We start from the raw sequence: 18,957 nt of genomic DNA on the forward strand, positions 1-18,957 counted from the left end.
GACGCCGCTGTTGTCGATGGCCGCACCTACCGATAACATATGAACAACTTGTTCACATATGAACGTACGCCCGAAATGAACAACTTGTCCACAGGTGAGCGCCATGTCCGAGAACGTTCCCGGCCGGCCCGGCCGAGGCCGGCGGCCTGCCGCCGAGGTGCGCGCCGCTGTGCTCACCGCGGCAGGGCGCATCCTGCTGCGAGACGGCGTGCGAGCGGTCACGTTCGACCGGGTGGCGACCGAAGCGGGAGCGAGCAAGACGACCCTGTACAAGTGGTGGCCGTCCCCTGGCGCGCTCGCAGCCGAGGCGTACTTCGTCCGGAGCCGGCGAGTGCTGGAGTTCCCCGACACCGGCGACGTGCGCACCGACCTGATCACTCAGCTCAGCGCGTTCGTCCGCTGGCTGAAGGACGAAGGCGCCGAGCAGCCCATGTCCGAGCTCGTTGGCGCGGCTCAGATGGACCGCGATCTCGCCCGAGCGTGGTCGGAAACCTACGCGCGACCGCGTCGCGAGCTCGCGCGTGAGCGCCTCCGCGTCGCCCAGCTGCAAGGCCAGCTGCGCGAGGATGCCGACCTCGACATCATCGTGGACCAGCTGTGGGGCGCCTGCTACCACCGGCTGCTCGTGCTGAAGGTGCCCTTCGACGCATCGGTCGCCACACGCCTGGTCGACCACGCACTCTACGGGTCGGCTCCGCGCGGAGCCGATCATCGGGAGCCCGCCACGCACGTCGGCGCACCGGCTGACCTCGGCCAGCCGCCGCACGTCTTCTGAGCCGAACGACACCACCGAGCAAGGGGTCACACCGATGACGGTCTCGTTCCTCCTTACCCCCGAGCAAGAACAGCTCAAGGCGGCCGCCCGCGGCTTCGCCAGGGAACGGTTGCGGGACCTGGTCGCGGCGACGCGCACGGAACCCGACCCCAGGACGCGAGCGCTGCTGCTGCGGCCGGCGTTCGAGGACGCCGTCGCCGCGGGATTTCTCAAGGGTTTGATCCCCGCACCGTTCGGTGGCAGCGCGTCAAGCGGTGTCGACGCCGCCATCTTCCTCGAGGAGTGGGCGGCGGAGATGCCGGACTTCGTCATCTCGATGGCCGGTCCGCTCATCGCGCTGGCGCCCGTCTACCAGGTGGGCACACCAGAGCAGGTCGAACGCTTCGTCCGCCCCTTCCTGGCCGACTCCGGCGCACCGCTGGCGGCGATGGCCTTCAGCGAGCCAGAGGGCAGCGCGAACTTCGACGCCGACGGGCCCGGCCAGGGGACGCGCACCACCGCGGTCGGTGACGGTGACGCGTGGGTCATCAACGGCCGCAAGGCCTGGGCGTCCCACCTGTGCGGCTGGGACGGCAACGGTCCGGACATCATGACCATCGTCTGCCGAACCCCCGGCGGCATCTCGCTCATCGTCGCCGAACGCGAACACCTGGCCGGCCACATCGAGGTCGAGGAGTACTACGACCTCCCAGGACTCAAGGGCTGCCTCACCACCCGGGTCCGACTGGTCGACGTGCGCGTTCCGCGCGGCAACCTCCTCGGGGCGGAAGGCCAGGGCGTGGCGCTGACCCGCAACGCGTTCCTCCCCAGCGGCGCGTCGATCGGCATCTTCGCCACCGCCGCGATGCGACAGGCCTTCGACATCGCCTACCGCTTCGCCCTCACCGAGAAGCGCGGCGGCCCGGTACCGATCATCGAGCACCAAGCCGTGTCCGACGTCCTGGCCGACGCCAAGGGAAAGATCGAAGCCGTCCGGTTGCTCGCCTGGCGCGCGCTCGACGCCGTGATGTCCGCGCACCCCAGCGGACCAGAGCTCGCCCTGCACAGCAAGATCTTCGGCTCCGAGACCGGCATCGACGTCGTCAACGACCTCGTCAAGATCGTCGGCGTCACCGCCTACGACCAGAAGCACCCCATCATCCGCCACCTGGTGGACGCGCTGTCGTACCCGATCATCGAAGGAAGCAACACCGGCGTGCGCCGCAGGCAGTTGCAGGCGCTGTTCCGCACTCCGGGCTACGACCCGCTCGCCGCCTCGGGCATGGCCTGACCGCGCTCCAACGGATAGTCGCACCCCGTCGACGGCAGCCCTCGGACCAGCTGGTTCGTCAGCTTCCTCGTTGCCGGGCGGCGTCGTGGAGGAATGCGGGGACAGCCGCGACCGCTTCGGCGGGGTCGCCGCGCAGACGGCATTCCAGGGCCAGGTCACCGGCGTAGCCAATGGCGGTCAGGGCCGTCATGACCGCGGTCCAGCCGACATGGCCGGTGCCGGGCTGAAAGCGGTTCGAGTCGCTGACCTGGACGTGTCCGATGTAGGAACCCCACCGCACCAGTGAGTCCGCCGGGTCGTCCTCCTCGATGTTCATGTGGTAGGTGTCCGCACCGATGCGAACCGAGGACAGGCCGATCTCGTCGATCAGGTTCGCTGCCTGCTCGAGGCGGTTCACCATGTGGTCCTCGTAGCGGTTGAGTGGCTCCAGGAAGAGGGTCACGCCCTCGCGGGCCGCGTGCTCGCCCAGTTCGGCGAGGCCGGTCAACAACACTTCGCGGTCCTCGGACTCGCTGCGGGGCGGCTCGAACGGAGGCAGCCGCCGGGAGAACATGCCGTAGGACGCCGGGGTCATGGCGCCGGTACCGCCGAGTTCGGCGATGACCGAGAGTTGCGAACGCATCTGCCTGATCGCATCGGCGCGCAGGTCGGGGGCGAAGGCGCCGAAGAAGTGGAGCATGTCCACGCACACCGTACGCATGACGACACCGGCGGCCGCGGCTCCGCGCAGTTCGGGCAGCCGTTTCTCCAGCGCCAGCTCGCCCTTGCCGCGCAGTTCGATCGCGGCGTAGCCGGCTGCCGTCGCGAACTCCCACTTCTCCACCAGGTCCGCGCCCGGCAGCAGTTGTTCCTGGCAGGCAACGCGGATCACTCGGCCTCCGTGTAGTCGAGTACGACCTGAAGCGCGTCGGCCGGGCGTTCGTCCAGCAACTGGTACGCCGCGGCGACGCCCTCGGGCACCTGGACCCGGTGGCTCACCAACCGCACCGGGTCGATCGCGCCGTCGGTGGCCAGCCCGAGGAATGTGGTGTTCATGCGTTCCTGGTCCCACCGGCCCGCCAGTCGCGGCGGGGGTCCGCCGATCTGTGAGCAGACGAGCTCGACGCGGTTGTGGTGGAACTCCTCGCCGAGGCGCAGCCCGATCGCGTCGCCCTGGTAGAACCCGGCCGCGACGACACGGCCGCCGACCGCGACCGATCGGATCGCCTCGTGCAGCGCGAGATGCGTGCCGGACAGCTCCACCGCGACGTCAGCGCCGCGCCCGCCGGTGAGCGAACGAGCCACCTCGGCCGCGCTCGTCTCCCGCACGTCCACCGTCGCGGCGGCACCGAAGGCGGCGGCCGTGGCCAGCCGGGAGGCAATCGAGTCACACGCGATCACCCGTGCCCCGGACAGGGTCAACAGCCGGGTGGCGAGCAGGCCGATCACCCCCTGCCCGAAGACGGTCACGACCTCACCCAGGTGCGACTCGGCGGCCAGCACCGCGTTGAGCGCGACCGCACCGACGCGGACGAAGGTGGCGGCGAGCGGATCGAGTCCGACGGGGATCGCGTGTCCGGCCAATTTGGCTGCCGGGACCACGGCTTCGCTGCGGTGCCCCCAAATGCCCCACACCACGTCGTCGACGACGGGTATCCCGGGCTGCCCGGCGACATCCGCCGACACCTCGGTCACCACACCGACTTCCGAGTACCCCCAACCCGCCACCGGGTAGGGCGCGGACGCGTCACCGGGCACGAACAACCGCCGCCGCTCGTCCCACGCGCGGTTGAGGTACGGGTTGGTGCCGCGGTACGCGGTCAGCTCGGTGCCCGCCGAGATGCCGGAGTACATCGTGCGCACGCGCAGCGCGGCGGGCGGGAGCGGTTCCTCGCCGGTCTCCGTCACCTCGACGCGGCGCTTGCCGACGAACTGGACCACCGTGCCCACCGAGTTCTCCCTCGCGCCGTCGCGGTCGATCGGGAACCTGCCGCACGGTGCGGTGTTCCGTGCAGACCATGAGCATGGTTGGAGCGGATTGCGACTGGCTCGCACTCCGCTGGAGACCGTCTTTCGTTACCGGATTGAGGGTTGTCCGCGGGTGTCTCTATTTGTTTCGCTGTCCGCTGGCTCACCGGCAGGAGGTGCACATGATTCGTCGGGGCATCAGGGCACTGGTCGTGGTTTTACCGATCGCACTCGCGATGACCGGGTGCGGGAGTGACGATTCGGGAGGCGGAGACGGAACGCTCCTGGTCTGGACGGTGGAGGACACCGCGGACCGGGTACAGGCGCAGGAGCGGCTGCTCGCGGAGTTCACGGAGAAGACCGGGATCGAGACCGAACTCGTCGCCATCGCGGAGGGACAGCTGACCACCGTGCTGTCCTCGGCCGCGTCCTCCGGCGAGCTGCCGGACGTCATCGGCGCGCTGTCCCTGCCGATCGTCAACCAGCTGCGTACCGACGAGCTGCTGGACACCGAGGCCGCCGCGCAGGTCGTGGAAGAGCTGGGTGCCGACACGTTCGCGGAACGGGCGCTCACGCTCACCCGGGACGGCGACACACAGCTGGCCGTGCCGAGCGACGGTTGGGCCCAGCTCCTCTACTACCGCAAGGATCTCTTCGCCGCGGCCGGACTCGAGCCGCCGACCAGCTACGAAGCCATCCAGGCGGCCGCGGAGAAGCTGGACCAGGGCGACGTGGCCGGCATCGCCGCCAGCACCACGCCCGCCGACGCCTTCACCCACCAGACCTTCGAGCACATCGCACTCGCCAACGACTGCCAGCTGGTCGACGACGGCGGCGAGCCTGCGCTGGACAGCGACCAGTGCGTCGAGGCGTTCCGCTTCTACGGAGACCTGATCCGCGAGCACTCGGTCGCGGGCAACCAGGACGTCGACACCACCCGGGCCACGTACTTCTCCGGGCAGGCGGCGATGGTGATCTGGTCGTCGTTCCTGCTCGACGAACTGGCCGGGCTGCGCAACGACGCGTTGCCGACCTGCCCGCAGTGCCAGGCGGACAAGGCGTTCCTGGCAAAGAACACCGGCGTGGTGGCCGGGCTGACCGGTCCGGACGGGTCGGAGCCGAGCACCTTCGGCGAGGTCGTGTCGTTCGCGATCCTGCAGGAGGCCGCGACGGACGACGCGAAGCAGCTCGTGGCCTACTTGATGGGCGACGGTTACGCGGACTGGCTCGCGGTCGCCCCGGAGGGCAAGGTGCCGGTGCGCACCGGCACCGCCGACGACCCGCAGGCCTTCGTGGAGCAGTGGCGCGGTCTCGACGCCGGTGTGGACACGAAGGCGCCGCTGGCGCAGTTCTACGACGCGGAGACGCTCAAGGCGGTCGAGGAAAGCCCGGAGACGTTCACCCGGTGGGGCTTCACCCAGCGCAAGGGTGAGCTGGCGGGTGCGGTCACCGGTCAGCTCGTCGTGCCGAAGGCGCTGGCGAACCTCGTCAACGGCACGGGCGACGCACAGGCCGCGGCGAGCGAGGCGAACGAGCAGACCGTGACGATCGCCGAAGAGCTCGGCTCGTAGCGCCGTGACGCGCACTGAAGAGCCCCGGACGGCGGGTCCGGGGGTCGTCGGGCGGCGTGGGCGGAAGACGCTCGCCCAGCGGAACGCACGCAGCGGGTTGCTGCTGATGACCCCGACGCTGGTGATCGTGGCGGCGGTCGTCCTGGTACCGCTGGCGTGGTCGGTGCTCATCGCGTTCCAGCGGGTGCGGCTGATCGGCATCGGCCGCACCGGGTTGTTCGAGAACCTGACGGTGGCGAACTTCGCGCGCGTGTTCGGCTCGAACACGTTGTGGGACACCCTGCTCACCACGGTTGTCTACACGGCCGGCTCGACGTTTCTCGCGCTCGTGCTCGGCGTGAGCGTCGCGCTCGCACTGCGGAAACCGTTCTTCGGCAGGGGTTTCGTGCGCGCCGCGATGCTCATCCCGTACGTGGCACCGATCGTCGCCGTGACGTTCGTGTGGAAGGTGCTGCTCAACCCGGAGTTCGGCATCGTGAACAGCTGGGGCCGCCGGTTGTTCGGGTGGGACGACCCGGTCGCGTTCCTGTCCCAGGCGCGGGGTGAGATCTCGCTGTTCGGGCTGGACATCCCGGTGCCGACCGCGCTGTTGACGGTCATCGTGTTCGAGGGCTGGCGGTACTTCCCGTTCGTGTTCCTGTTCGTCCTGGCCCGGCTGCAGGCGATCCCGGGCGAGCTCGAGGAGGCGGCCACCATCGACGGCGCCACCCCGTCGCAGCGGTTCCGGCACGTCGTGCTGCCCCAGCTGATGCCGATCCTCGCCGTGCTGGTGGTGTTGCGGACCATCTGGACCTTCAACGAGTTCGACGACATCTTCCTGCTCACCGGCGGCGCCGCGGGCACCGAGGTCGTGAGCATCCGGGTGTACGAGCTGCTGACCGTGCAGCGGAACGTGGGCGCGGCGGCGGCCCAGTCCGTCTTCCTCGCCGGTGTCCTCGTGGTCCTGCTCGCTTTCTACATGTGGTTGCTGCGACGGCGGAACGGAGGAGGTCGGACGTGAGTGCCGCGCGGCCGTGGACGAGGGACCGGGTGGAGCGGGGGATCTTCGGGGTCCTGCGCTGGGTCGTGATCGCGCTGGCGCTCCTCGCGTCCCTGGTGCCGTTCTACTACATGCTGATGCTGTCGGTCCGGCCCATCGAGGACCTGCTCATGCGGCCGGACTCCCTGCTGCCGGACTTCAGGACGCTGACGTGGGCGACCTACGAGGAGGTGCTGAGCCCGGTCACCGACGGCGGGCAGGGCTTCCTGTCGCTGCTGGGCAACAGCGCGATCGTGGCGACCGCGTCGGTGCTGGTGGCGCTGGTCGTCGCGATCCCGGGCGCCTACGCCGTGAGCCGTCTGGAGTTCTTCGGGCGCAGGAAGGTCAGCGCGCTGCTCCTGATGGTGTACCTGTTCCCGGCCATCGTGACCGCGATCCCGCTGTTCGTGCTGCTGACGAAGCTGCAGCTGCGCGGGTCGCTGGCGGGCCTGGTGCTCGTGTACATCGCGCAGACCGTCCCGGTCGCGATCTACATGCTGCGCAACTACTTCGAGACGATCCCGGAGAGCGTCGAGGAGGCGGGCATGGTCGACGGCCTCACCCGCCTCGGCGTCATCCGGCGCATCAGCCTGCCGCTCGCCGTGCCGTCGATCGTGGCCACCGGCATCTTCGTGTTCATGATCGCGTGGAACGAGTTCCTGTTCGCGTTGCTGTTCCTCGTCGAACGCCGGGACCGCTGGACCGTCTCCCTCGGCCTCGCCCAGCTCTCGGGCACCGTCGAGATCCCCACCACCGTCCTGATGGCCGGGTCGGTGGTCATCACCGTACCGATCGTCGTCCTGTTCTTCCTCACCGAACGCCTGCTGTCCGAAGGCCTCACCAGCGGAGCGGACAAGGGATGACACGACCACCGGCGGCACGTCGACAGCGCGGAGCCGCAGCGGGATCCGCCCGTACGGGCAAGGCCAGAAGCCGCGGTCGCCACTGACGCACCGAGCGGTGGATTGAGGCCAAACGCCTGAACGAGCCGCCATGACCAGCGCGCCAACTCCGGTAGGCTGGCGGACAGCGCGCGTCGGGGACGGCGCAGGCCGGTGGACGCGACCGCACTGTGGAGAGGTCGAACGAATGCCGAGCACGCACCCGGGTGACAGCACGTGGGGTGTCCACCCATGACCAGCGCGACCGCCGGACAACCGACCGCGCCGCCATCCGCCGACATGGCGGGGCGAGTGCTCGACGCCAAGCGGCGTAACGTCGGAGAGCCGTTCCGGGCACTGGGGTTCACCAAGATCGAGTACTCCTGGCGCGAGGACACCGGTGTCCTCGAGTACGACATCGACGACCGGCGCGTTGGCAACACGAACCAGCGGATTCAGGGACACGTCAACCCGGCGGAGCGGGGCGTGGTGGTCGGCACCATCGAGCTGATCGAACGCACGGAGCCCGACAACTACGCTGGCTACTACGACCTGGGTAACGGCAAGCGCCAGGTCCCCGAACACGTCGCACAGGAGGCCTGGGCAGCGGCCGTCAAGGTCGGTCGGCGGCGCTGGGAGGCGATCGCGGCGGCGAAACCGAAGGACACACTGCCCGCCGCGCCACTGACGGTCGCCGACCGGCAGAACGAGCTCGTCTACGGGCTGGTGCTGCTGGCGCACGACGTGGTTGGCCTGACGATCGACAAGGCACACCCGTTTACCTACGTCGCCCACCAGCACGTGTCGTCCCCGGATGGGCACCTGGTAATGGTCTACGGCGGTGCGAAGCACTGGACCGGCGGCGAAGTCACCTACTCCGTGGAGACGTCACGTGCGGACGAGGGTTTCCTCGCGCTGCTCGGCATCACCAACGCCAGCTTTGTCGAGCACCTGATCACGCAGTTCGGCAACCGGCTCGGCATCACGCGGCTGGCATCGATCGTCGTCCGCAACAACGGTCTCGACGTGTACTGGATGTTCGCCTAGCGGACAGGCTCCATGCGGCTGCCTCGGCAGGCGGTTCCCGAAGTGGGATCGCCTGCCTGGGTCGCCGTTTCTCGAGAGGCTTTGCGAAAACCGTGCCAGGGTGGCGGTCATCGCCGTCCCTGGCCGGCGAGGTCCGCGACCACGTCCGCGACGTGGTCCACCTCCTCCTCGGTGTTGTAGTAGTGCGGCGACAGACGCAGGCACCATTCGACGTCCTTGTCCGCGAAGTCGCACTGTGCGAACTCGCGGAAGCTGAGCGCCGAGTTGATACCGCGGGCGTCCATGGCCGCCTTGAACGGCTGGGGCCGCCAGCCCCGCCACGCCGAAGGTGACGAGCGAAGCAAGGCGCGGGCCGCGGTCGAGTACGCGCACCCCGGGGACCGGTGTGAGCCGGTCGCGCAGCCGGGCCGCGAGCGCCGGGGTGCGCTGCTCGATGGCCTCGATGCCGACCTCGCGGGCGTAGCGCGTCGCTGCTGCGCTGCCGAGCAGTGCGGCGTAGGGAAACTCCCACTCCTCGAACTCACTCGACCGAGTGAGGATCGAGTGGTTCCGCAACGCGGGGCCGGGCGTTCACGATGAGGTGAGTGTCGGGAAAGGGAGGTACTCATGCGGGTTGTCGCCGGCCTGGTGTCGGCCGGGGCTTGTGCTGTTCTCGTCCTGGCCTCTGGATGCGGAACCGGCTCGGCGCCGCGGGAGGAACCGGCGGCCACCGTGACGGTCGAGAAGACGCCGGACACCCCCGACCCGTCCGCGATCACGCAGGAGCCGCCCGCGGCGGCCCCGCGGCCAGCCGACCAGTGGGTGATGCCGAACCTGGTCGGGACCACTTTGCAGGCCGCCCAGGACCAGGTCCAGGCAGTCACGGCGGGCGGGGTCTACTTCACCGGCTCGCACGACCTCGGTGGGCAGGACCGGAGCCAGGTGCTCGACCGGAACTGGCAGGTCTGCACGCAGAACATCGCCGCGGGCGCGGCGCTGACGGCCGAGTCACGGGTCGACCTCGGAGTCGTCAAGCTCGAGGAGACCTGCCCCTGACCGGATCGTCCGCGCCAGGCCAGTAGTGCCGCGCGGGAGGCCATGGGCCCGGTGCTCGCCGGCGAACAGCACGAGGGACGACCGCCTGCGGGACAGGCTTGTCCGGCCGACACCCGTTGCGGGGCATCGTGGGACGGCGAACTGTCAGGCGGTCTGCTGCCGGAGCGGCTCCGCGAGCAGGGTCGTGCCGCGGGAGGACAGTGTGTGTATCGCGGATCCGTTGTGGCGGTGGGTGTTCACCAGTCCGGCCTCGCGGAGGACGGTCGTGTGCTGCGAGGCACTCGCGGGTGAGGTGCCCAGGATGCGGGCGAGCTGGGTGGTGGTCAGATGTGGGCGTTCCGCGATGGTGAGGAGCACCGCCGCACGCGTGTGGCCCAGCAGGGCGCCCAGAGACTGCGGGCGCGGCCCCGACCGGGGCTCGCCGTCGCCGTTCGCCCAGTCGAGGCTGCGCTCCACCGGGTACACCAGCATCGGCCGGTGATCCGGGTCGGCGAGCGTGATCGGGTGCTGCCAGCAGAAGAAGGACGGCACGAGCGTGAGCCCACGGCCGCCAAGACGCAGATCCTGGTCGACCGGATAGGGCACCTCCAGCACCGACCCATCCCACCGCGCGCCGGGATGAAGTGTGTCCAGCATGTGCCCGATCCCGCCGCTCACCGCGAGCTCGGCACGACGGGTCCGGCTCGCCCGCACCTGCGCCCGGATCACCGGCCAGTGTGGCGCCAGCGCCACCGCGTGGTAGTCCCGGACGGCCTCGGCCAGCCGCCCCAGTGTGGCGACGTCCCCGTCCGCGACGCCGCCCACCCACGCAGGCACGGCCACCTCGGTCGCGAGCACACCGATGTCGGTGCGAAGCCGGCGCTTACCGGTGCCGAGCACCGCCTCCAGCGCGGTGTCGAGGTCCAGCGCGTCGATCGGCGGGGTGAGGAAGTCCGGTGAGTACCCCTTCGGGCGGGCCAACGTCGTCAGCATCCGCACCAGCGGCGGCGGGCTCGACCGCACGCCGCGACGCCAGCCGCCGAACGCCACGGCACCCTGCTGGGTCTGCAACAGGTGCAGGCTCAGCAGTACCTCCCACAACGGGTGCGGCTCATCGAGCACGCGTACCCGAGCAAGGTCCCCCGCCGTGAAATGCACCCGCAGCACTGCCCACCCCTTGATGTTCCCTACCCACCCCAGCAGGACTCATAACAGCATAATGGCAAAGAAGTTGAATATGAGACGAAATCCTGGATCCCGGGATGCGGGAACACGTCCGGTCCCTGGAGCGGGATCCAGGAGCCGGACGGCGGGAAGAAGGTCAGCTGCCCTCTGGCACCGGCTCGTCGGCACACACCGTGTTCGGCGCGGGCAGCGTGCCGTCGACGAGACAGCGGGTGATGATCGCCTGCGCCCACGAGCTCTGGTGCCACGCCGTGTGGCTTTCCCCGCCGAAGGTGAGCAGGCGTGCGTTCGTCAGTGTCCGCGGCACATTCGACCGCGGTGTTCGCGTTGAGGTAGGCCGTGAACCCGGCCGACACCTCGCGCACGTACCAGCCGCCGTGGGTGGCGGCCACCTCCCGCAGGTCCGCGGCGAACGTCGGCCAGTAGGAGCGGCGCTCCCGAGGTCCATGGCGACGCGCAGTGTCAGCAGCGCACCGGTCGCGATGATCCGGCCATGCGTCGCCTGGACCGGGTCGGCGTCCAGATCGGACTGCGGTCGGCGGAACGCCTCCGCCGGCCGGCCGTCGCCGAACGAACACTGCCCCGGTGCCTTCTCGCACCACGTGAAGAACCGGTTGAGCGCGGCCTCGAGCGCGAGGTACTGGGCGTGGTTGTTAGGTGCCGTAGGAGAAGCCGAAGAAGTTCAGCCTCTCGTCGCCGACCGCGGCACGCAACAAGTCAATGTCCCGCGCCACGTTCTCGGTGCCCAGGTGGGCGGCCCACTGCGCGAAGTTGAGGGGTCGGGAGACACAGGAGACCGAATGCGTGTGTCGGTTCCGGCCAGTCGTCGTGCAGTGAGTGGCCGACGATCTCGGTACGACCTTTGCACGATGGGTCGATCGGCGGCTTTCCAGCGCGAGGGCAGCATCACCGTGACCGGCGATGCTGCCCTCCGAGCTACGTCAGCCTCCGCACAGATGGCCGGCGGAGTGGGCGCCGTTGGTCCGCCACGACAGCTGACGCTTCTCCCACGGGCCGAAACAGGTGTCCTCGAAGCCGCCATCGTAGTAGGTGATGTGCACCCACACCGTGGTGCTCGCGCAGTGGCGGTACCAGTAGCTGTACCCGATCAGCCAGTTCCCCTCCCGCCAGAAGCCGCACGGATCGTCCGCGACGGCGACAGGCGCGGCGATGGGCGCGGCGACGGACGTGTTGGTGGACGCGGTGGGCTGGGCCGCGGTGGCCGGGCCGGTGGTGGCAAGCAATCCCCCGGCGGCGACGGCAACGGCGACCGCCACGCGCGCGAACATTCGAAGCACGGATCTCCCCTTCTACAACTGATAGTCAGCGCGGAAAGTCTGGCAGCGGACCGCGGACCGGGACCAGACATTTCAGTCCTGGCCGAAACCGGTCACGCATCGCCACAGTGCCGAGCCGAGGGGGCGGTCCGGTCCGAAACCCGGCAGCATGAAGAAAACTCTGTCGTGGTCGCGGTGCCCAAGCGCATCAGCGCGTCCCGCTCGTCCATTGTGGACCACGTCCTGGGTGCGCGTTGAAGCAGACATCGGATTCCTGATCTTCCTGCGCTATCCGAGCACACGGCGAAGGTCGTCCACCGAGGGGGCGCCGTCGACGTGACCGTTCTCGTGGCCGTAGAGGCGGCAGGACATGCTCGGTTGAACTCCGTCGCGGGTGAACGGGTCGGCGCCGTCCAGCAGGAGGGTCGGCGAGCCGGTCATCCCGACCGTCGTCGCGGTGTCCAGGTCGGACACCAGGGTGTGCGTCACCACCGCGGGCCGGCCGGCGAGTGCTTCGACGAGGCGCTGGTCGAGCAGGTCGACGTTGGGGCAGCCGGAGACGTGGAGGATCTCGATAATCACTGTTGTGGCGTCCGTCCGGTCAGGCCGCGGGCCGGTTTGGCACCTCGTCCACGTAGCCAGCGGATGAGGTTCTCTGCGGCGGGGCTGGTGCGCAGCGTGGCGTCGAGCGGCGTCGCGGGTTCCCAGGGCGCGACCCGGTTGACGTCGGCGCCGTGGGCCGCGAGGTACTGGGCGGTGGACAGGCGGCCGCCGTGGCAGGCACCCCAGAACGCGGCGTCGATCTCGTCGCGGTCCGGCGTGGCCGTGGCGAAGTGCGCGGCGACGCGATCCTGCAGACCGAGCGTGGCCGCGGTGAACAGCGTGGTGGTGGCGCCGCGTTCGACGAGTCGGAACGCGGCCGCCCACTGGGCGAAGGCGGTGGCGTCGGACAGCGGGGTGCCGCCGCCGATCACCGCGCCTGGGGCGTCGATGTCGGCGCCCGCGTCGAGGAGGGCGTCGAGCACGGCGACGTCGTCGCAGCTGGCCGCCCAGTGCAGCGGCGTCTCGTGGTGGGCGCCTTCGAACCGCGCGTCGACGTCCGCGCCCGCCGCGACGAGGGCGGCGACCGAGTCCGCGCCACGCGGGAAGTGGCCCGGCCAGTCGGCGACCACGTGCAGGAGCGTCCGCGCGCAGTCGGCACCGTCGGCGGTGCGGTCGGACAACCGCGCCCTCGCGAGTGCGGGGTGTTCGGCCAGCAACTCGCGGAGAGCCGCCACGTCACCACCGTGGATCGCGGTGACCGCCGCTGCCGCGACCGGGTCGTCCTCGCTCATCGTCGCCATCGTGGCGTCGCCCTTCCTCAGCGTGGGCCTGCCGCGTCGATGATGCCGTGGACAGCGCGGCCGATGCGATCGGCGGCCTGGTCCGGGTCCGGGCCGCCGATGTCCAGCCAGGCGATGACGGCCTCGGTGGTGAACGTGGGCAGGAGCCCGGCGGCCCACCGGGTCCAGGGTCCGTCGGGAAGGGCGGCGGCGAGGTTGCGGTGGGCGACCTCGGCCGAGGTCGTGGTGAGGGCGTCGGTGATGTCGCGGAACTCGGGTTCGCGGGCCGCGTGCCGGAACAGCAGCCGGAAACCGTCGGGGTCTGCCGCGGCGGCGTGGACGAGTGCGCTGATGCTGTTCTCGGTAAGTCGTCCGCGCCGACCGCGTCGGTGAGGCGCGCGCACGCACGTCCAGTGCGGCGCGGTAGAGATCGGCCTTCGTGTCGAAGTGCCGGTAGAGCAGCACCCGGGTGATCCCCGCCTCCGCCGCCACGTCGTCGAGGTTCGTCGCCACGAACCCGGCGCACCGACGTATTGAACGAAGAGGGCGCGCACCCAGCGCCGGAAACCGCCGCGAGAACGGGTTTGCCCGCGATCAGCCGGCACGGACAGCACCAGTTCCAGCACCGCGCTGAACGGCCTTCTTGAAACGGTCAGCGCCACCTGCGCAAGTACTTGGTGTGACGATGACCGACGTGGACTCCGACCGTCCCGACCTCTCCGGGCGAGCCGGCGGTCCCGCGCTGACCAAGCTGCACGACGCACATGCGCGTGACCTGCACCGATACCTGGCGAGGCGGCTGAACCCGGCGGTCGCGGACGACCTGTTGGCCGAGACGTTCCTCGTCGCGTGGGCGCGGCGGGCGCGGTACGACCCGGCCCGTGGCACCGCGCGGGCCTGGCTGTTCGGCATCGCGACCAACCTGTCGCGCCAGCACGCCCGCACGGAGGCCAACACGTTACGTGCCATGGCCAGGGACGCCGGCCGGGCGGCGGTGGTCGAGTCGGAGGACGCCGCGAGCGCCGCCCGTGTCGACGCCGGCCGCGCGGTCCGTGCACTCGCCGATGGGCTGGCGGCGCTGCGACCCGAGGAACGGGACGTGCTGCTGCTCGTGGCGTGGGCGGACCTGCGCCCGGTGGAGATCGCCGCCGCGCTCGACCTGAACGTGCAGACCGTCCGCACCCACCTGCACCGCGCACGCACCAAGCTGCGCGGCCGTCTCGACCAAGGAGGAGAAGGCGCATGACTGACCGTGATCCACTCGACGAACTGATCAGTGACCTGCGTACGGACGTGCCGGAGCTGTCCGACGAGGCGTTCGCCGCCAGCCGGGCCCGACTGCAGACCCTCATCGAGGCGGTCCCGGTGACGACCGGACCCCAGCCGGATGCCGCGGTGGTGCCACTGCCCAGGAAGCGGTTGCTCCGCAGCCCGCCACGCAGACTGATCACCTCGGCCGCCGCGGCCGTGGTGCTGGCCGCCGGTGTGCTGTTCGTGCAGGCCGTGCGGTCCGACAGCCCTGCCCCGGCCGCGAGCGCTGCGGCAACGCTCAACTCCGCCGCGGACAACATCAACCCGGTCGACGAGCCGATCGAACCGGGCCAGTACCGCTACATCGCCTCACACAGCCGGGGGCTGGGTCACCACCTCACGGCACATGCCGACGGCGACGACACCGGCCCGTTCATCGCTCTGGACGAGTGGACGCACGAGGAATGGGTGCCGGCCGACCTCGCACAGCAGTGCGTGGCCCGCTCCCACGCGACCGGCCGCGAGTGGGTGGTAGGCGACGAAGAACGAGCGAAAGCGGCCGGCATCGAGCCACTGTCAACGGAAGTTCACGAAGAGGTGAAGCCCTGCACTGGCAGCGGCGACTGGTCGAGGTACCCGAGCGCGGAGTTCCTGGAGTCGGTGACTCGCGACCCCCGTCAGCTCTACGACCTGTTGCGCCGCAAGCCCATGCCCGTGGCGATGAGTGACGCGTCGTGGGTGATGAACCGGGTCGGCGCCACGCTGACCTCCGGCCGGGCCCCGGCCGACCTCCGTGCCGCGCTGTACCGGGCTCTCGCCCTGCTGCCGGGTCTGGAGGTCACCGAGCGGGTCGCCAACCTCGACGGTCACCAGGGCACCGCCCTGGGACTCACCGAGTACGGCGTGCGGCACGACCTGATCATCGACCCGGCCACCGGCCAGTACATCGGTGAGCGGACGGTCCACGTGTCCGACGACTCCGACCTGCCGCCGGGCACGATCGTCTCCTACACGTCGGTGTCCAACCCGGTGGTCGTCGACGCGGTCGGCGCCACCCGCTGACAGGGACGAGGCCCCGCTCAGGAACCTGAGCGGGGCCTGTCCATCGCATCGGGCGAACGCACTCACCTGCCGCTGTGCGGGTCGCCCGGATGTGAGAAGAAACGTGGTCGACGGTGACACGTTCGACCGCCTGTTCGCCATGATCGACGGCATGCTTGTCTCTGGTCTTGAAACTGGACGGGTGCGCGCGTTCAGGGGCGCGACCGCCACCGCGGACAGCTGAGCAGACGAGAGAGAACCGAATGACCAGAGACAACGACCCCGAGATGGTCGCCGAGCTGGACCGCCTCGATGAGGCGGTCAAAGCAGCGCCCGCAGGAGACACGACGGCGCAGATCGCGCTGTGGCGGCAGGTGACCGGGTTGGAGCACTGGTTCTTCATCGCGCGGGGCCCGGCCGACCGACCCAGTCCCTACGGTGTGGCCGCCGAGCAGGGGCCGATGATCTGCCTCTACAGCAGCGCCGCACGGGCGAACGAAGCCGCCCGCAGCCTCGGGCTGGTCGACTCGGAGGGTGGCGCGGTGCCGTTGTTCGCGGTGCCGATGCCGGCTGCGATCGACTACGTCGCCTCGCTCGGCAAGGCCGGCGTCGTCGGTGTGACGCTGGACCATCCGCGGCTCGGTCACTACATCCCGCTGGCGAACCTGGGTCTGCTCAAGGGCTGGATCGAAGGGGCCGCGCGGTGAACGGTGCCAATCCGGGCGACGGCTTCGTCGAGGTGATCGCGCGCGAGGTGGCGGCCGACCCCAGCAATCTGGCGTTGCGTGAGGACTTCGTCACGCTGCTGCTGGAGCAGGACCCAGGCCGTGCCGCCACCGAACTGGCAGCCCTCGAGGCCCTCGGCGGTGATCCGGCGCGGATCCGTCTGCTGCGCGCCCGGCTGATGGCGGCGCGGTTGCGAGCCTCGAACCCGCCGCCGCCCGCCGAGATCGCTGCGCCCCCGGCCGCGTCATCCGCGCCGACGGTGCGGTCCGGGGGAAGCGAGCAGAAACCGGTTCCGACCCCGGCCGACGAGGACCGTCAGGACAGCAGCGCCGCTGTGTCGGCGTCGCTGTGGGACGCCGAGCGCCCGGCGGTGACGCTGGCCGACGTCGCGGGTCTCGCCGAGGTCAAGCGGCACCTGGACACCGCGTTCCTGGCTCCGCTGCGCAATCCCGAGTTGGCGGCCGCGTTCGGGCAGAAGCCGGGCGGGTCGCTGCTGATGTACGGCCCACCCGGTTGCGGCAAGACGTTCATCGCCAGGGCGATCGCAGGCGATCTCGGCGCGTCCTTCATCCACGTGACCCTCGCGGACCTGCTCAGCAAGTGGATCGGGGAGAGCGAGAAGGCAATCCAGAGCGTGTTCCGCAATGCACGCGCGGCCGCGCCGTGCGTGATCTTCTTCGACGAGTTCGACGCGCTCGGCGGACGGCGTACCTCCGGTGGCGGCGGGTCGCAGTCGATGCGGATGCTCGTCACCCAGCTGCTGGAGGAGCTCGACGGCGTGGCAGGCGCGAACGACGGGGTCTACTTCCTGGCCGCGACGAACCGGCCGTGGGACATCGACTCCGCGCTGCGCCGACCGGGCCGGATCGACAAGACGGTGCTGGTGCTGCCACCGGACGCGGTCGCCAGGGCGGCGATCGTCCAGGGCGCGCTGGCGGGCAAGCCTGCCGACGATGTCGATGTCGTTGCCGTCGCGGCGGCGACCGAGGGGTTCTCCGGTGCCGACCTCAGTCACCTGACGACCACCGTCCTGCAGCAGGCGATGGTCGAGTCGATGAACCGCGGTGAGCTGGCGCCGGTCACCACCGACGCGATGCTGGCCGCGGTCGGCGGCATCACCCCGTCCACGATGTCCTGGTTCGACCAGGTGGCGCCGGTGCTGGAGTACGGCGTCGACGACGGTACCTTCGACCAGCTCCGGGCGTACCGGGTCAAGCGAGGCATGCGATGAGCGACTTCGGCCGCACGGCCGCCGACGACACCGATGCCGTGGAGCGGACCCTGGACCTGGCCTGGGAGCTCCTCGGAGCACAGCCGGCGCATCCCAAGGTCGCCGAACTGGCGCTGCAGGTGCTCGCGGCCCAGCCGGAGCGAAGCAGCGCGTCGCTGTTGCTCGGCTATCACCGTGAGGCACGTGGCGAGGCTGACGAGGCGCGGCGTCTCTACCTCCAGGTGGCCGGCCGCCGCGACCGCCAGTTCATCAGCGCGGCTCGTGCCCTGCGGCGTCTGGCGTTCGCTGAGCACGATCATCCCGGGGCGCTGCGGTGGGCGCACACCGTGCTGGCCGAGGACCACGAGGACTGGGACGACTGGATGGAGCTGGGCTCTGTCCTGGCACGCTGCGGGGAGCACGAGGACGGGTGGCGCCAGCTCGACGAGGCGGTGGCACTGTGCTCCCGGACGGCGCCGGACGATCTCCCCAAAGCGCTCGGGAAACGCGCGGAGTATCTGCTGGGGAGCCTCGCACCACCCGACCGGTTCGTCCCCGCGGCCGAGGAGGCCGTCCGGGCCGATGCGGCGAACTCCTGGGTCGCTCTGCTGCTCGGCTGGGCCTACCTGGTGCAGTACCGGTTCACCGACGCCGAACAACTCGGTCTGCGACTGCTGCGCGAGAACCCGACCGAAGACCTGCTGCAGAACCTGGTGGAGACGGCTCGGACGATGCTGGGGATCGTCGAGAACGCGCACGCCAAAGACATCACCCTGGAGGACATCCGCCGCACCGGGTTGATCGAGATGGCGTGGCAGCAACTCCGCGACCAGGTGCTCGGCACCGACCTGGATTCCGCGCTGGCGGCGTTGGACGACGTGCTGCCCGCCGACCTGCGCGCCACCCTGCGACCAGGAGCCCCGATCTCCGATGAGACCGAGAGCGACAAGATCGGTTCCATCGCCGCGGAGGACCTGGTGGCCTGGCACGACGGCCAGCAGCCCGGCTCCGGCGCCGCCTGGGGGCTGGCCGAGCCGTTCCGCCTGATGTCGACAGCCGAGATCATCGCCATGAGCACCGAGATCGAGGCCGACCAGGCAGCGCACCCGGACTGGCCTGAGAACGAGATCTGGGAACAGGTGATGACCGACGACGCCGGGGCGTACCTGGTCGTCGTCGCGTTCGGGGCGCTGGTCAAGCGTCGACCCGGACATCCCGACGAACCCGTCGCCGCGTCGATGGCCGACTGGATCTGGGACCGGGTGGCCGGCTTCGGTGGTCCGGACCCGCGACCAGCACCCCGGAAGACCGAGGATCTCCCGACCGACCTGCCCCTGTCCCCGGGACGTCGCTGACCGCCGGCGGTCGCGCCCCCCACACCACCAGGAAGGGCCGCCGACCTGGCGATACATCCACCAAGTC

Annotated in this window: 21 protein-coding genes and 2 pseudogenes; 12 read left to right on the plus strand and 11 right to left on the minus strand. The window is 70.1% G+C overall.

The annotated features are described in order from the left end of the window. The first annotated feature begins 169 nt into the window (after positions 1–169). Both FHR82_RS11185 and FHR82_RS11190 read left to right on the plus strand, forming a co-directional pair. Positions 170–775: a TetR/AcrR family transcriptional regulator gene (locus FHR82_RS11185; protein ID WP_311771013.1), complete on the plus strand. Its 606-nt coding sequence runs from the start codon at positions 170–172 to the stop codon at positions 773–775. Positions 776–809: 34 nt separating this feature from the next. Beyond that, positions 810–2,045 carry an acyl-CoA dehydrogenase family protein gene (locus FHR82_RS11190; RefSeq protein ID WP_184810191.1) on the plus strand — a complete coding sequence of 412 codons (1,236 nt, stop codon included), beginning with the start codon at positions 810–812 and terminating at the stop codon, positions 2,043–2,045. A gap of 58 nt (positions 2,046–2,103) precedes the next feature. Here FHR82_RS11190 and FHR82_RS11195 read toward each other — a convergent pair whose 3' ends face one another. Then, on the minus strand, positions 2,104–2,916 hold the full coding sequence (locus tag FHR82_RS11195) for a sugar phosphate isomerase/epimerase family protein (protein WP_184810192.1): 813 nt from the start codon (positions 2,914–2,916) through the stop codon (positions 2,104–2,106). Further along, positions 2,913–3,974 carry a zinc-dependent alcohol dehydrogenase gene (locus FHR82_RS11200; RefSeq protein WP_184810193.1) on the minus strand — a complete coding sequence of 354 codons (1,062 nt, stop codon included), beginning with the start codon at positions 3,972–3,974 and terminating at the stop codon, positions 2,913–2,915. Before FHR82_RS11200 ends, FHR82_RS11195 begins: the two co-directional genes overlap by 4 nt. Before the next feature lie 314 nt (positions 3,975–4,288). On the opposite strand from FHR82_RS11200, the gene FHR82_RS11205 reads away from it, so the two are divergent. The 4 genes from FHR82_RS11205 (at position 4,289) to FHR82_RS11220 (ending at position 8,509) form a co-directional block, all read left to right on the plus strand. Continuing rightward, positions 4,289–5,563 carry an ABC transporter substrate-binding protein gene (locus FHR82_RS11205; protein ID WP_221463610.1) on the plus strand — a complete coding sequence of 425 codons (1,275 nt, stop codon included), beginning with the start codon at positions 4,289–4,291 and terminating at the stop codon, positions 5,561–5,563. A gap of 4 nt (positions 5,564–5,567) precedes the next feature. After that, positions 5,568–6,563: a carbohydrate ABC transporter permease gene (locus FHR82_RS11210; protein WP_221463611.1), complete on the plus strand. Its 996-nt coding sequence runs from the start codon at positions 5,568–5,570 to the stop codon at positions 6,561–6,563. Continuing rightward, on the plus strand, positions 6,560–7,444 hold the full coding sequence (locus FHR82_RS11215; protein ID WP_184810195.1) for a carbohydrate ABC transporter permease: 885 nt from the start codon (positions 6,560–6,562) through the stop codon (positions 7,442–7,444). Before FHR82_RS11210 ends, FHR82_RS11215 begins: the two co-directional genes overlap by 4 nt. 270 nt (positions 7,445–7,714) lie before the next feature. Beyond that, positions 7,715–8,509 (plus strand): hypothetical protein, encoded by a 795-nt coding sequence (locus tag FHR82_RS11220; protein WP_184810197.1) that lies wholly within the window; start codon positions 7,715–7,717, stop codon positions 8,507–8,509. A 107-nt stretch (positions 8,510–8,616) separates the two neighbouring features. Here FHR82_RS11220 and FHR82_RS45900 read toward each other — a convergent pair whose 3' ends face one another. Both FHR82_RS45900 and FHR82_RS45905 read right to left on the minus strand, forming a co-directional pair. After that, positions 8,617–8,793: a hypothetical protein gene (locus FHR82_RS45900; RefSeq protein ID WP_225945319.1), complete on the minus strand. Its 177-nt coding sequence runs from the start codon at positions 8,791–8,793 to the stop codon at positions 8,617–8,619. 79 nt (positions 8,794–8,872) lie between these two features. Beyond that, a pseudogene (locus FHR82_RS45905) lies at positions 8,873–9,064 on the minus strand (aminotransferase); the annotation flags it as partial. 51 nt (positions 9,065–9,115) lie between these two features. Here FHR82_RS45905 and FHR82_RS11230 point away from each other — a divergent pair. Beyond that, on the plus strand, positions 9,116–9,544 hold the full coding sequence (locus FHR82_RS11230) for a hypothetical protein (protein WP_184810198.1): 429 nt from the start codon (positions 9,116–9,118) through the stop codon (positions 9,542–9,544). 144 nt (positions 9,545–9,688) lie between these two features. On the opposite strand, the gene FHR82_RS11235 is transcribed toward FHR82_RS11230, so the two are convergent. From FHR82_RS11235 to FHR82_RS47955, 7 genes and pseudogenes are all read right to left on the minus strand, one after another. Next, the gene (locus tag FHR82_RS11235) at positions 9,689–10,690 is read right to left on the minus strand and encodes an ArsR/SmtB family transcription factor (protein ID WP_184810199.1); all 1,002 of its coding nucleotides are present in this window, start codon (positions 10,688–10,690) and stop codon (positions 9,689–9,691) included. A 154-nt stretch (positions 10,691–10,844) separates the two neighbouring features. Next, positions 10,845–11,015, minus strand: coding sequence for an alpha/beta hydrolase (locus tag FHR82_RS45195; RefSeq protein ID WP_221463612.1), 171 nt, complete (start codon positions 11,013–11,015; stop codon positions 10,845–10,847). A 634-nt stretch (positions 11,016–11,649) separates the two neighbouring features. Continuing rightward, the gene (locus FHR82_RS11245; RefSeq protein WP_225944175.1) at positions 11,650–11,997 is read right to left on the minus strand and encodes a DUF6355 family natural product biosynthesis protein; all 348 of its coding nucleotides are present in this window, start codon (positions 11,995–11,997) and stop codon (positions 11,650–11,652) included. 276 nt (positions 11,998–12,273) lie between these two features. Then, the gene (locus FHR82_RS11250; RefSeq protein ID WP_184810202.1) at positions 12,274–12,567 is read right to left on the minus strand and encodes an alkylmercury lyase; all 294 of its coding nucleotides are present in this window, start codon (positions 12,565–12,567) and stop codon (positions 12,274–12,276) included. Further along, on the minus strand, positions 12,564–13,319 hold the full coding sequence (locus FHR82_RS11255) for an ankyrin repeat domain-containing protein (RefSeq protein ID WP_221463613.1): 756 nt from the start codon (positions 13,317–13,319) through the stop codon (positions 12,564–12,566). The genes FHR82_RS11250 and FHR82_RS11255 overlap by 4 nt, the downstream gene beginning before the upstream one ends. Positions 13,320–13,345: 26 nt before the next feature. After that, positions 13,346–13,711 carry a hypothetical protein gene (locus tag FHR82_RS11260; RefSeq protein ID WP_225943777.1) on the minus strand — a complete coding sequence of 122 codons (366 nt, stop codon included), beginning with the start codon at positions 13,709–13,711 and terminating at the stop codon, positions 13,346–13,348. A 13-nt stretch (positions 13,712–13,724) separates the two neighbouring features. Next, positions 13,725–13,808 (minus strand): annotated as a pseudogene (locus FHR82_RS47955) (TetR family transcriptional regulator); the annotation flags it as partial. A 184-nt stretch (positions 13,809–13,992) separates the two neighbouring features. Between FHR82_RS47955 and FHR82_RS11265 the strand changes: the two are divergent. The 5 genes from FHR82_RS11265 to FHR82_RS11285 all read left to right on the plus strand — a co-directional run bounded on the left by FHR82_RS11265 (position 13,993) and on the right by FHR82_RS11285 (position 18,890). Then, a complete protein-coding gene (locus tag FHR82_RS11265; protein ID WP_184810204.1) occupies positions 13,993–14,553 on the plus strand; it encodes an RNA polymerase sigma factor in 561 nt (186 codons plus the stop codon). Further along, on the plus strand, positions 14,550–15,620 hold the full coding sequence (locus tag FHR82_RS11270; protein ID WP_184810205.1) for a CU044_5270 family protein: 1,071 nt from the start codon (positions 14,550–14,552) through the stop codon (positions 15,618–15,620). The genes FHR82_RS11265 and FHR82_RS11270 overlap by 4 nt, the downstream gene beginning before the upstream one ends. Positions 15,621–15,886: 266 nt before the next feature. After that, the gene (locus FHR82_RS11275) at positions 15,887–16,306 is read left to right on the plus strand and encodes a hypothetical protein (protein ID WP_225943776.1); all 420 of its coding nucleotides are present in this window, start codon (positions 15,887–15,889) and stop codon (positions 16,304–16,306) included. Beyond that, positions 16,303–17,556 carry an ATP-binding protein gene (locus tag FHR82_RS11280; protein WP_184810207.1) on the plus strand — a complete coding sequence of 418 codons (1,254 nt, stop codon included), beginning with the start codon at positions 16,303–16,305 and terminating at the stop codon, positions 17,554–17,556. Before FHR82_RS11275 ends, FHR82_RS11280 begins: the two co-directional genes overlap by 4 nt. After that, positions 17,553–18,890 carry a tetratricopeptide repeat protein gene (locus FHR82_RS11285; RefSeq protein WP_184810208.1) on the plus strand — a complete coding sequence of 446 codons (1,338 nt, stop codon included), beginning with the start codon at positions 17,553–17,555 and terminating at the stop codon, positions 18,888–18,890. Before FHR82_RS11280 ends, FHR82_RS11285 begins: the two co-directional genes overlap by 4 nt. Positions 18,891–18,957 lie beyond the last annotated feature (67 nt).

It is taken from the genome of Actinophytocola algeriensis (assembly GCF_014203735.1).
GTDB classification, from domain to species: Bacteria; Actinomycetota; Actinomycetes; order Mycobacteriales; family Pseudonocardiaceae; genus Actinophytocola; species Actinophytocola algeriensis.